The sequence below is a fragment of the Pseudomonas sp. NFACC25 genome (assembly GCF_900100935.1).
In the GTDB taxonomy this organism is placed as follows: domain Bacteria; phylum Pseudomonadota; class Gammaproteobacteria; order Pseudomonadales; family Pseudomonadaceae; genus Aquipseudomonas; species Aquipseudomonas marginalis.
In genome coordinates this window covers 85,230-97,835 of record NZ_FMUC01000015.1, presented here as the reverse complement: position 1 = coordinate 97,835, position 12,606 = coordinate 85,230, and the positions used below count along the sequence as shown (strand labels likewise).

Genomic DNA, 12,606 nt, shown 5'->3' with positions numbered 1-12,606 from the left:
CGAGACCATGAAGGGAAGCGGATGTAATACCGCCTAACACAGGAGGGTAGCGGATACGCCGTATAAAAAGCCGGGGCATGAACAATCAACCCCTGAAGCAAATAGCCATGCGAAACACAAAGCCAATAATTCAGCGATCAAAATCGCCCAAACCTCCGATAGCATTGCGCCACCAGGCCAACTCACCAGCATTCAAATCGGCGAAACTAAAAATACCACTCTGACGAAGAGCGCGCAGACATTGATTTTGAGCATCAAATCCAGAGAGCGGCTATATCAACCAGCAATAACACAACCAGAAAGCCACAACAGGGCCACATACCACTAGCTTACTGTACCTTCGGACCTGCCTTTTCGACTCGCCCACCCCGAATGGCTGCCAACCAACTGATAACTGGACCTATACAGCAACCAACCAGCAAAGCCAACACAACATAGACAGCAATAGAGGCTTGAGGCGTGGACCACGTAAGGAAAACCAAGGTTACTCGCTGATCATTTTCCAGAGTGAATATGATCACAACCGCCACAACGAAAACGAGCAGCGCGACACCGAAAAACTGCTTAACCTTGCTCATCCAAACCTCCAAACCGCAATCACAGGCTACCTTCAACTTCCTCATCCTCATTCACCCGATCCCGCAATTCCTTCCCCGGCTTGAAATGAGGCACAAATTTCCCATCCAGGCTCACCGACTGCCCAGTCTTAGGATTCCGCCCTACCCTTGGCGCGCGGTAGTGCAGCGAAAAACTGCCAAACCCACGGATCTCAATTCGATCCCCGGTCGCGAGGCACTGGGACATTTGCTCAAGCATGGTCTTGATAGCCAGCTCCACATCCTTGGATGAAAGCAGCCCTTGATGGGTGACAATTCGTTCGATCAACTCCGACTTCGTCATATTTTTCCCTTCTTTTTCAAGCAGCTAGGAAAAGCGCTTCGAAGGTTTTAGCATGACTTGATGAATTTGAACAGCCCATCTACCAACTTATCTGCCGTTTGAATAACGCCCGCCATGAGCGACCCACACTCTCAATTGCAGATCACGAGCATGGTACGAGTGACCGCTCCTGCAGGGTTCCAACCGAACACGTAATCACCCTCTTCGTCCTTGGCGTCGCTGGATCTGGTGATGACCTTATAGCCCTGCATCCTGCATTCGCGGGCGGCGCGTTTCTCGCACTTATCCCAGTTGTTGCCCAACCCCGAGCAATCGACCTCAATGCCGCTGACACCGCGCCTCGCGTGAGTTTTGGCGCTGGTAACGGAACAGCCTGCAAGCATTACCACTGCGAACACCACGATAAGCCTGTTCATCGAAATCCTTAAAAACACGGGAGCGCCTTTATCAATACTGTATTCAGCTCTGACACCAAGGCGTCTGCCTTGGTTCTTGCGTGTTGATTCAGCGAATTTCAGGCACAAAAAAGGGCGACCGAAGTCGCCCTTTTTAACAGCCTTACAGAACTTAGTTCTGTTTAGCCATTGCTTCGCGCAGCAGGGAGGCCATGGTGGTCTCGCCTGTTGCAGCTTCCGGAGCCGATTTCAGGCTCTGGATGGCTTCTTTCTCTTCCACTTCGTCTTTCGACTTGATGGACAGCTGGATCACGCGGCTCTTGCGATCGACGCTGATGATCTTGGCTTCTACTTCCTGGCCTTCTTTCAGAACGTTGCGCGCGTCTTCAACGCGGTCACGGCTGATTTCGGAGGCTTTCAGAGTCGCTTCGATATCGTCGGCCAGAACGATGATGGCGCCTTTGGCGTCAACTTCTTTCACAGTGCCTTTAACGATTGCGCCTTTGTCGTTCTCTTGAACGTACTCGGAGAACGGATCGCTTTCCAGTTGCTTGATACCCAGGGAGATGCGCTCGCGCTCTGGGTCAACCGACAGGATAACGGTGTCCAGCTCGTCGCCCTTCTTGAAACGACGAACAGCTTCTTCGCCAACTTCGTTCCAGGAGATGTCGGACAGGTGAACCAGGCCGTCGATGCCGCCGTCCAGACCAATGAAGATACCGAAATCGGTGATCGACTTGATGGTGCCGGAGATTTTATCGCCCTTGTTGAACTGGCCAGAGAAATCTTCCCATGGGTTAGATTTGCACTGCTTGATACCCAGGGAGATACGACGACGCTCTTCGTCGATGTCCAGGACCATGACTTCCACTTCGTCGCCGACTTGTACGACTTTCGAAGGGTGGATGTTCTTGTTGGTCCAGTCCATTTCGGAAACGTGTACCAGGCCTTCAACGCCTTCTTCCAGCTCAGCGAAGCAGCCGTAGTCGGTCAGGTTGGTAACACGCGCGGTGACGCGAGTGCTTTCTGGGTAACGGGCTTTGATAGCGACCCATGGATCTTCACCCAGTTGCTTCAGGCCCAGGGAAACACGGTTGCGCTCGCGATCGTATTTCAGAACCTTGACATCGATCTCGTCGCCAACATTGACGATTTCGGAAGGATGCTTGATACGCTTCCAAGCCATGTCGGTAATGTGCAGCAGGCCATCGACGCCACCCAGATCGACGAATGCGCCGTAATCGGTGAGGTTCTTGACGATACCTTTGACTTGTTGGCCTTCCTGCAGGGATTCCAGCAGAGCTTCACGCTCGGCGGAGTTCTCTGCTTCCAGGACGCTGCGACGGGAAACGACAACGTTGTTGCGCTTCTGGTCGAGTTTGATGACCTTGAATTCGAGTTCTTTGCCTTCCAGGTGCGTGGTGTCGCGCACAGGACGAACGTCGACCAAAGAACCTGGCAGGAACGCACGGATGCCGTTAACGTCGACAGTGAAGCCGCCTTTAACCTTACCGTTGATAACGCCCTTGACCACTTCTTCAGCTGCGAAGGCTGCTTCGAGAACAATCCAGCATTCAGCGCGCTTGGCTTTTTCACGGGACAGCTTGGTTTCACCGAAACCGTCTTCAACCGAGTCCAGAGCAACGTGAACTTCGTCACCGACATTGATTGTCAGATCACCAGCATCGTTGTAGAACTGTTCCAGCGGGATCAGAGCTTCAGACTTCAGACCAGCGTGAACGGTTACCCAGCGAGCTTGGTAATCGATATCAACGATAACACCGGTGATGATGGAGCCTGCCTGAAGGTTCAGGGTTTTTAGGCTTTCTTCAAAGAGTTCCGCAAAGCTTTCGCTCATTTTAATTCCTGTTGATAAGGGCGAAGAATACGCCCATCTCCACACCCCAGACGGTGTGGGTCAGTTTCAGTTAAAAGAAGCCACCGCAGGACTATGACTGGTCCCCTGCGGCCTTCTTGATCACCCGGCGATATCGCGAATGGCGATTTCACTCAAGATGCGTTCCAGCACCTGCTCGATGGACAACTCCGTGGAATCCAGCTGTATGGCATCAGCCGCCGGCTTGAGCGGGGCTACTGCGCGCTGGGTATCACGCTCATCGCGTGCACGGATCTCATCTAGCAGACTCGACAGACTAACACCATCGACTTTGCCCTTCAACTGCAAGTAGCGGCGGCGAGCCCGCTCCTCGGCGCTGGCGGTCAGGAAAATCTTCAGCGGCGCCTCGGGAAACACCACCGTGCCCATGTCGCGGCCATCGGCCACCAGCCCCGGCGGCTCCTGGAAAGCCCGCTGACGCTGCAACAGCGCATCACGCACCGCCGGCAGCGCGGCAACCTGGGAGGCCCAGGAGCCGACCTGCTCGTTACGCAGGTCATCGGTCACATCGTCCCCTTCCAGGATGATGCGCTGGGGATGACCTTCCGTCGCGCCGACGAACTGCACATCGAGGTGCGCGGCCAGCAGCTTCAGGGATTCTTCGTTGGTCAGGTCGACGCCATGGTTGCGTGCGGCAAACGCCAGCAGGCGGTACAACGCGCCGGAATCCAGCAGGCACCAGCCCAGGCGCTTGGCCAGGATGCCGGCGATCGTGCCTTTGCCCGAGCCGCTTGGCCCGTCGATGGTAATCACCGGTGCTTTGATATTCACAATTGAGCCTCTTGGGCAACACGGATGCCGACTTGGGCACACAGTGTAAGAAAGTTCGGAAAAGACGTAGCAACATTGGCGCAGTCATGGATACGAATCGGCGCAGCCGCCCGCAGGGAAGCCACGCTGAAGGCCATGGCAATCCGGTGATCGCCATGGGCATGGACTTCACCACCGCCCATCAGGCCACCGTCAATGATAATCCCATCGGCGGTCGGTTCACACTTCACCCCCAACACCTGCAGACCGTCGGCCATGACCTGGATACGGTCGGACTCCTTCACGCGCAACTCTTCGGCGCCCCGCAAAATGGTCCGGCCTTCAGCGCAGGCGGCCGCGACGAACAACACCGGGAATTCATCAATAGCCAGGGGCACCAGCGCTTCTGGAATCTCGATACCCTTCAATACAGCTGCCCGCACCCGCAGGTCAGCGACAGGCTCGCCACCCACTTCGCGCGGGTTTTCCAAGGTGATATCGGCCCCCATCAACCGCAGGATATCGATCACCCCGGTGCGGGTCGGGTTGATGCCGACATGCTCCAGCAACAACTCGGAGCCTTCGGCAATCGAAGCCGCCACCAGGAAAAATGCCGAAGAGGAGATATCCCCCGGCACTTCAATATGGGCAGCCGTCAGTACATGACCCGATTCCACCGATGCGGTAGCGCCTTCCACCGCAACCGGGTAACCAAAACCGCGCAACATACGCTCGGTATGGTCACGGGTCGGCGCAGGCTCGGTCACCGCAGTTTGACCTTCGGCATACAGCCCCGCCAGCAACAGACAGGATTTGACCTGGGCACTGGCCATCGGCATTGCATAGCTCATGCCTTTGAGCGCCTGGCCGCCACGAATGGTCAGCGGCGGACGCCCTTCCGGCCCGGTCTCGATCACCGCGCCCATGTCCCGCAATGGCTTGGCCACGCGGTTCATCGGGCGCTTGGACAGGGAAGCATCGCCGGTCAACACGCTGTCAAAGCGTTGTGCCGCCAACAAACCGGACAGCAGGCGCATGGACGTACCGGAATTGCCCAGGTAGATCGGCCCCGGCGCCGGCTTCAGGCCGTGCAAGCCCACACCGTGAATGGTCACGCGCCCATGGTGCGGCCCTTCAATCACCACGCCCATGTCGCGAAACGCCTGCAGGGTCGCAAGGGCATCTTCACCCTCAAGGAACCCTTCCACCTCCGTCACGCCCTCGGCCAACGAGCCGAGCATGATCGAGCGATGGGAGATCGACTTGTCACCCGGCACCCGGATACGCCCGCTCAAGCGGCCGCCCGGGTTGGCGAGGAAAGTCAGGTCATCGGCGTTCACAGCGGTTTCCATATAGGCCCGGCGAGCCAGGATCTTGCTGAAATGCTCACGCGCCACCCGCGCACGGGTGAACACGCCCAATAATTGATGGCCATCCCCGGCATCGACCGCGTCGCGCAAGGCGTCGAGGTCACTGCGGAAGGTGTCCAGGGTGCGCAACACCGCTTCGCGATTGGCGAGAAAGATGTCATGCCACATCACCGGATCGCTGCCGGCAATCCGTGTGAAGTCGCGGAAGCCACCGGCGGCATAACGGAAAATCTCGAGGTTTTCGTTACGCTTGGCCAGGGAGTCCACCAGGCCGAATGCCAACAGATGGGGCAAATGGCTGGTCGCCGCCAGCACTTCGTCGTGGCGCTCGACCTGCATATGTTCCACATCCGCCCCCAGCTCACGCCAGAGACGATCCACCACCGCCAGCGCGGCCGGATCGGTTTGTTCCAGCGGCGTCAGGATCACTTTATGACGGCGGAACAGCTGCGCATTGGACGCTTCCACCCCGCTCTGCTCGGAACCGGCAATCGGATGGCCCGGCACAAAGCGCGACGGCATGCCGCCAAAGGCCTGCTGCGCGGCCCGCACCACATTGCCCTTGGCGCTGCCGACGTCCGTCAGGATCGCCTGGCCCAGGTCCATGCCGGCCAATACCGCCAGCAGTTTCTCCATCGCCAGGATCGGCACCGCGAGCTGGATGACGTCAGCTCCCTGACACGCCAGCGCCAGGTCCGCCTCGCAGCGATCCACCACGCCCAACTCCACCGCCAGCTTGCGCGATTGCGGGTCCAGGTCCACACCAACCACTTCGCCGCACAGCCCGCTTTCGCGCAGGCCTTTGGCGAAGGAGCCACCGATCAAGCCCAGGCCGACCACCACCAGGCGACCGATCATAGGCACGGCAGGTTGCAATGCAGTGACATCAACCACGAGCCAGGACCTTGGCCAGCGCCTCCAGGAAGCGGCTGTTTTCAGCCGGCAAGCCGATGGTGATCCGCAGGTGGTTCGGCATGCCGTAGTTGGCCACCGGCCGCACGATCACACCTTCACGCAGCAGCCCCTGGAATACCGGGGCGGCCACTTGACCAAGGTCGACACAGATGAAGTTGCCCTTGGAGGGAATCCAGCCCAGGCCCAACGCACGGAAACCATCCTGCAACTGCAGCATGCCGCTGGCGTTGATGCGGCGACCTTCTTCCAGGTACTCGGCATCCTTCACCGCCGCACAGGCTGCCGCCAGGGCGAGGCTGTTGACGTTGAACGGTTGACGCACGCGGTTCAGCACATCGGCCACCACAGCAGTCGACAAGCCATAGCCAACCCGCAGCGACGCCAGGCCATAGGCCTTGGAGAAGGTGCGCGACACCAGCAGGTTCGGGTAGGCCGCCAGGAAATCCAGGCCGTTCGGCAGGTCGCTGCCTTCGGCGTACTCGATGTAGGCCTCGTCCAACACCACCAGCACATGCTCAGGCACGTCCTGCAGGAAGTCGTTGAGCGCCTGCGCATCAAACCAGGTGCCGGTCGGGTTGTTCGGGTTGGCGATAAACACAACGCGGGTCTGGGCGTCGATGGCGGCCAGCATGGCCGGCAGGTCATGGCCCCAGTCCTTGGCAGGAATCACACGGGCGTCGGCACCGACCGCCTGGGTGACGATCGGGTAGACCGCAAACGCGTGCTCGCTGAACACAGCGTTCAGGCCCGGCGCCAGGTAGGCACGCCCGACCAGCTCGAGGATGTCATTGGAACCGTTGCCCAGGGTGACCTGGTTCAGCTCGACCCGGCATGTTTCTGCCAGTAGGGACTTGAGGGCGAAGCCATTGCCGTCCGGGTAACGGGTCAGCTCGGCCAATTCTTCGCGAATCGCCGCCAATACCTTGGGGCTTGGGCCCAGTGGATTCTCGTTACTCGCCAGCTTGACGATCTTGGAGGGGTCCAGGTTCAACTCACGCGCCAGCTCGTCCACAGGCTTGCCCGGAACGTAAGGCGACAGTTGTTGCACGCCCGGCTGGGCCAGGGCGAGGAAGTTGCCACTCATGTTAAAGCCTCACAAAACCGCTTTCGGGTAAGAGCCCAGCACCTTGAGTGCCACAGCTTCCTGACTGATCTTCTCCAGCACGCCCTTGACCAGCGGATCGCGGTGGTGGCCGATGAAGTCGATAAAGAACACGTAAGTCCATTTACCGCTGCGCGAAGGACGTGTCTCGATGCGCGTCAGGTCAATCCCGTTATCGTGGAACGGCACCAGCAGCTCATGCAGCGCGCCGGGCTTGTTGCTCATGGAGACGATGATCGAAGTCTTGTCGTCGCCGGTCGGCGGCACTTCCTGGCTGCCGATCATCAGGAAGCGCGTGGAGTTGTCCGGGCGATCCTCGATTTTCTCGGCCAGGCGCGTCAGGCCATACAGACCTGCCGCCATATCACCGGCGATCGCCGCCGAATTCCATTCACCCTTGACCCGCTTGGCCGCTTCGGCGTTGCTGGACACCGCCACGCGCTCCACATTCGGGTAATGCGCATCCAGCCACTTGCGGCACTGGGCCAGGGATTGGGCGTGGGAATAGATGCGGCTGATACTGTCGGTCTTGGTGTTCTCACCCACCAGCAGGTGATGGTGGATGCGCAGCTCGACTTCGCCGCAGATCACCATGTCGTGCTCAAGGAAGCTGTCCAGCGTGTGGTTGACCGCGCCTTCGGTGGAGTTTTCCACCGGTACCACGCCAAAGTTCACCGCGCCGGCCGCCACCTCACGGAACACCTCGTCGATGGCCGCCATGGGCTTGCTGATCACCGCGTGGCCGAAGTGCTTCATGGCCGCCGCCTGGGTAAAGGTGCCTTCCGGGCCGAGGTAGGCCACTTTCAGCGGCTGCTCGAGCGCCAGGCACGACGACATGATTTCACGGAACAACCGCGCCATCTCTTCGTTGCCCAGCGGGCCCTTGTTACGCTCCATGACGCGCTTGAGCACCTGGGCTTCACGCTCCGGCCGGTAGAACACCGGCACTTCGCCCTCCGCCAGGGACGCCATCTTCACCCGTGCCACTTCCTGGGCGCAGCGCGCACGCTCACTGATCAGCTCCAGGACTTTCTCGTCCAGGCTGTCAATGCGTACACGCAGGGCCTTGAGTTCTTGTTCAGACATTAGCCGTGTTCCTTTTCGAACTCTGCCATGTAGGCAACCAGCGCGTTGATCGCGTGGATGTCGACAGCGTTGTAGATGGAGGCGCGCATGCCACCTACCGAACGGTGCCCCTTGAGGTTCAGCAGGCCACGGGCGTCGGCACCGGCCAGGAATGGCTTGTCCAGGCGGTCATCGGCCAGGCGGAACGGCACGTTCATCCACGAGCGATCGGTGAGGTTGATCGGGTTGCTATACAGGCCGCTGGCGTCGATGAAGTCATACAGGGTGCGCTTCTTCTCTTCGTTGAGCTTGCCCATGGCCGCCACGCCGCCCTGCTCTTTCAGCCACTCGAACACCAGGCCCGACAGGTACCAGGCGAAGGCCGGCGGGGTGTTGTACATCGAGCCGTTGTCGGCCGCGACCTTGTAGTTGAGCATGGTCGGGCACAGTGAACGGGCGCGACCCAGCAGGTCCTCACGGACGATATTGACCAGGATGCCGCTCGGACCGATGTTCTTCTGCGCACCGGCGTAGATCATGCCGTAGCGCGACACATCGATAGGCCGCGAGAGGATGTCCGAGGACATGTCGCACACCAGCGGAACGTCGCCGACGTCCGGCACCCAGTCGAACTCCAGGCCGCCAATGGTTTCGTTCGCGACGTAGTGCACGTAGGCCGCGTCCTTGGACAGCTTCCATTCGTTCTGACCGGGAATGGCGAAGTAGTCGTAAGGCTTGGCGGTGCCGGCCACATTGACATGACCGTAGCGCGAAGCCTCTTCAATGGCCTTCTGCCCCCAGATGCCGGTGTCGATGTAGTCGGCCGTGCCGTCTTCCGGCAGCAGGTTCAGCGGGATCTGGGCGAACTGCTGGCTCGCGCCGCCTTGCAGGAACAGCACTTTGTAGTTGGATGGAATGTCGAGCAAGTCGCGCAGATCCTGCTCGGCCTTGGTGGCAATGGACACGAACTCATCACTGCGATGGCTCATTTCCATCACGGAGAGGCCTTTTCCATGCCAGTCGAGGAGTTCACCCTGCGCGCGCTGCAGGACTGCTTCAGGAAGCGCCGCGGGACCGGCACAGAAGTTATAGGCTCTCTTGCTCACATCCAATCTCACTCTGATCTGGTGGGGTGGTGCAATAAATCGGGTTTCAATACTTTCATAAGGGACAAACAACAAGGGGGCGAATCTTCATCCGCCCCCTGTGTGTCCGCTTATTCCTGCGGTTCTTCTTCGTCTGCGGCAGCATCGAGGGTTGGCTCGTCGACGCTGTCATCGCCGGCTGCGATCACCTCGCCTTCGAACTCCTCACCTTCCAGCTCTTCGCCTTCGACTTCCGATGGTTCCTGGACACGCTCCAGGCCGACCAGTTTTTCGTCCTTGGCCAGCTTGATCAAGGTCACACCCTGGGTGTTACGGCCCAGGCTCGACACTTCGGCCACACGGGTACGCACCAGGGTGCCCTGGTCGGAAATCAGCATGATTTCCTCGCCATCGAGCACCTGGACCGCGCCGACCAGACGGCCGTTGCGGTCGTTGCTGACCATGGCGATAACGCCCTGGCCGCCACGCTTGTACTCCGGGAACTCGCTGATGGCGGTGCGCTTGCCATAACCACGCTCGGAAGCGGTGAGGATCTGGCTGCCTTCTTCCGGGATCAGCATCGAAATCAGCTTCTGCCCTTCCGGCAGGCGCATGCCGCGCACACCGCGGGCGGTACGGCCCATGGCGCGAACGTCGGATTCCTTGAAGCGGGTGACCTTGCCGCCGTCGGAGAACAGCATGACTTCACGCTCGCCATCGGTGATGGCCGCGCTGATCAGCACGTCGCCTTCGTCCAGCTCCAGGGCGATAAGGCCCACGCTGCGCTGACGGCTGAAGGATTCCAGCGGGGTCTTCTTCACGGTGCCTTTGGCGGTGGCCATGAAGATGAAGTGACCTTCGGTGTATTCCTCGACCGGCAGCATGGTGGTGATGTACTCATCACTGTCCAGCGGCAGCAGGTTGACCAACGGACGACCACGGGCAGCACGGGAAGCTTCCGGGATTTCATAGGTCTTGAGCCAGTACACCTTACCCTTGCTGGAGAACAGCAGCAGCGTGGTGTGGCTGTTGGCGACCAGCAGGTGGGCGATGTAGTCCTCATCCTTCACGCCGGTAGCCGATTTACCTTTACCGCCACGGCGCTGGGCCTGGTACGCAGCCAATGGCTGGGTCTTGGCATAGCCACCGTGGGAGATGGTCACCACGCGCTCTTCTTCCGGGATCATGTCACCCAGGGTCAGGTCGAGGCGAGCATCGAGGATTTCGGTGCGGCGCACGTCGCCGTATTCGGCGCGGATCACTTCCAGCTCTTCGCGGATCACTTCCATCAGGCGCACGGCGCTGTTGAGGATGCGGATCAGCTCGCCGATCTGGTTGAGGATCTCCTGGTACTCGGCCAGCAGCTTCTCGTGCTCCAGGCCGGTCAGGCGGTGCAGGCGCAGTTCCAGGATGGCCTGGGCCTGTTCCGGCGACAGGAAGTACTTGCCGTCACGCAGGCCGTATTGCGGGTCCAGGGTCTCCGGGCGGCACGAGTCGGCGCCGGCACGTTCAACCATCGCCACCACGGCGCTGGATTCCCATGGCATCTTGATCAGCGCTTCCTTGGCTTCCGACGGCGTCGGCGAAGCCTTGATCAGGGCGATGACCGGGTCGATGTTCGACAGCGCTACAGCCTGGCCTTCCAGGATGTGGCCGCGCTCGCGGGCCTTACGCAGCTCGAACACGGTACGGCGGGTAACCACTTCGCGACGGTGACGTACGAAGGCTTCCAGCAGGTCCTTGAGGTTCAGGATGCGTGGGCGGCCGTCGATCAGTGCAACCACGTTGATACCAAACACGCTTTGCAGCTGGGTCTGGGCGTAGAGGTTGTTGAGGATCACCTCAGGCACTTCGCCACGACGCAGCTCGATCACCACGCGCATACCGTCTTTGTCGGATTCGTCGCGCAGCTCGGTGATGCCTTCGAGTTTCTTCTCTTTAACCAGCTCGGCGATCTTCTCGATCAGACGCGCCTTGTTCAACTGGTACGGGAGTTCGGTGATGACGATCTGCTGGCGGCCACCGACCTTGTCGATGTCCTCGATGATCGAGCGGGCGCGCATGTAAATACGGCCGCGACCGGTGCGGTAGGCTTCGATGATGCCGGCGCGACCGTTGATGATCGCGGCGGTCGGGAAGTCCGGGCCCGGGATGTATTGCATCAGCTCATCGACGGTCAGCTCAGGGTTGTCGATGAGGGCCAGGCAACCGTCGATGACTTCACCGAGGTTGTGCGGCGGGATGTTGGTGGCCATGCCCACGGCGATACCGCTGGAACCGTTGACCAGCAGGTTGGGAATCTTGGTCGGCATGACCGCCGGGATCATTTCGGTGCCGTCGTAGTTCGGCACCCAGTCCACGGTTTCTTTATGCAGGTCGGCCAGCAGCTCGTGCGCCAGCTTGGTCATGCGCACTTCGGTGTATCGCATGGCCGCGGCGTTGTCGCCGTCGACCGAACCGAAGTTGCCCTGGCCGTCTACCAGCAGGTAGCGCAGGGAAAACGGCTGGGCCATCCGAACGATGGTGTCGTACACCGCAGTGTCGCCGTGAGGGTGATACTTACCGATCACGTCACCGACAACACGGGCAGATTTCTTGTACGGCTTGTTCCAGTCGTTACCCAGCTCGCTCATTGCGAACAGCACGCGCCGGTGCACGGGCTTCAAGCCATCGCGCGCATCAGGCAGTGCCCGACCGACAATTACGCTCATCGCGTAGTCGAGGTAGGACTGTTTCAGCTCGTCTTCGATATTGACCGGGAGGATTTCTTTGGCCAGTTCGCCCATGAGAAGCCTGATTCCTTTTTCGGGTGAAACCTCGTCGCATCCATATGGGACGAACGAAGCTCGCCGTCGCCGGCACACTGCCTGACAACGACTTACGACAAATCAACGAGTTATGACACGGATCTGCACGTTATGGGCAACCCCTGGGGGCGGCCCTGGAAACCGCCGGATGTTATCACAATCGCCGCCACGCACCTATCCCCCTGATGCGCATGGAGACTAGTAATTTGACGGATGACAGGCTTGAGGAGGCCGAGAGGGGCTCAGAGATGGGGTGGTGCTTTTTTTTGAGGGTGGATCCGAGGGTTTTATTGACTTTCAGGGCCAATCGGGGGCAAGCC

Annotated in this window: 10 protein-coding genes; all 10 read right to left on the bottom strand. The window is 59.7% G+C overall.

What is annotated here, in order from left to right:
- Positions 1-329: 329 nt before the first annotated feature.
- Positions 330-578, bottom strand: a complete 249-nt coding sequence (locus BLQ09_RS26045; RefSeq protein WP_027604174.1) for a LapA family protein — start codon at positions 576-578, stop codon at positions 330-332.
- A gap of 19 nt (positions 579-597) precedes the next feature.
- Complete coding sequence (ihfB, locus tag BLQ09_RS26040; protein ID WP_027604175.1) at positions 598-900, bottom strand: integration host factor subunit beta; 303 nt, start codon at positions 898-900, stop codon at positions 598-600.
- Positions 901-1,031: 131 nt separating this feature from the next.
- Positions 1,032-1,316 carry a hypothetical protein gene (locus tag BLQ09_RS26035; protein ID WP_092359029.1) on the bottom strand — a complete coding sequence of 95 codons (285 nt, stop codon included), beginning with the start codon at positions 1,314-1,316 and terminating at the stop codon, positions 1,032-1,034.
- Between the two features lie 151 nt (positions 1,317-1,467).
- A complete protein-coding gene (gene rpsA, locus BLQ09_RS26030; RefSeq protein ID WP_027604177.1) occupies positions 1,468-3,153 on the bottom strand; it encodes a 30S ribosomal protein S1 in 1,686 nt (561 codons plus the stop codon).
- Between the two features lie 120 nt (positions 3,154-3,273).
- The gene (gene cmk, locus BLQ09_RS26025; protein ID WP_003172653.1) at positions 3,274-3,963 is read right to left on the bottom strand and encodes a (d)CMP kinase; all 690 of its coding nucleotides are present in this window, start codon (positions 3,961-3,963) and stop codon (positions 3,274-3,276) included.
- Complete coding sequence (locus BLQ09_RS26020) at positions 3,960-6,170, bottom strand: bifunctional prephenate dehydrogenase/3-phosphoshikimate 1-carboxyvinyltransferase (RefSeq protein WP_256569224.1); 2,211 nt, start codon at positions 6,168-6,170, stop codon at positions 3,960-3,962. Before BLQ09_RS26020 ends, cmk begins: the two co-directional genes overlap by 4 nt.
- A 28-nt stretch (positions 6,171-6,198) precedes the next feature.
- Positions 6,199-7,311, bottom strand: a complete 1,113-nt coding sequence (hisC, locus tag BLQ09_RS26015) for a histidinol-phosphate transaminase (RefSeq protein ID WP_092359025.1) — start codon at positions 7,309-7,311, stop codon at positions 6,199-6,201.
- 9 nt (positions 7,312-7,320) lie between these two features.
- On the bottom strand, positions 7,321-8,415 hold the full coding sequence (gene pheA / locus BLQ09_RS26010; protein WP_003172650.1) for a prephenate dehydratase: 1,095 nt from the start codon (positions 8,413-8,415) through the stop codon (positions 7,321-7,323).
- Complete coding sequence (gene serC, locus BLQ09_RS26005; protein ID WP_092359023.1) at positions 8,415-9,500, bottom strand: 3-phosphoserine/phosphohydroxythreonine transaminase; 1,086 nt, start codon at positions 9,498-9,500, stop codon at positions 8,415-8,417. The genes pheA and serC overlap by 1 nt, the downstream gene beginning before the upstream one ends.
- A gap of 110 nt (positions 9,501-9,610) precedes the next feature.
- A complete protein-coding gene (gene gyrA / locus BLQ09_RS26000; protein WP_092359021.1) occupies positions 9,611-12,265 on the bottom strand; it encodes a DNA gyrase subunit A in 2,655 nt (884 codons plus the stop codon).
- Positions 12,266-12,606: the final 341 nt, after the last annotated feature.

What these genes read in the sequence shown, in the direction of transcription:
- hisC (WP_092359025.1), bottom strand. Translation starts at nt 7,311, where the DNA reads ATGAGTGGCAACTTCCTCGCCCTGGCCCAGCCGGGCGTGCAACAACTG.
- BLQ09_RS26020 (WP_256569224.1), bottom strand. Translation starts at nt 6,170, where the DNA reads ATGATCGGTCGCCTGGTGGTGGTCGGCCTGGGCTTGATCGGTGGCTCC.
- BLQ09_RS26035 (WP_092359029.1), bottom strand. Translation starts at nt 1,316, where the DNA reads ATGAACAGGCTTATCGTGGTGTTCGCAGTGGTAATGCTTGCAGGCTGT.
- pheA (WP_003172650.1), bottom strand. Translation starts at nt 8,415, where the DNA reads ATGTCTGAACAAGAACTCAAGGCCCTGCGTGTACGCATTGACAGCCTG.
- ihfB (WP_027604175.1), bottom strand. Translation starts at nt 900, where the DNA reads ATGACGAAGTCGGAGTTGATCGAACGAATTGTCACCCATCAAGGGCTG.
- rpsA (WP_027604177.1), bottom strand. Translation starts at nt 3,153, where the DNA reads ATGAGCGAAAGCTTTGCGGAACTCTTTGAAGAAAGCCTAAAAACCCTG.
- gyrA (WP_092359021.1), bottom strand. Translation starts at nt 12,265, where the DNA reads ATGGGCGAACTGGCCAAAGAAATCCTCCCGGTCAATATCGAAGACGAG.
- BLQ09_RS26045 (WP_027604174.1), bottom strand. Translation starts at nt 578, where the DNA reads ATGAGCAAGGTTAAGCAGTTTTTCGGTGTCGCGCTGCTCGTTTTCGTT.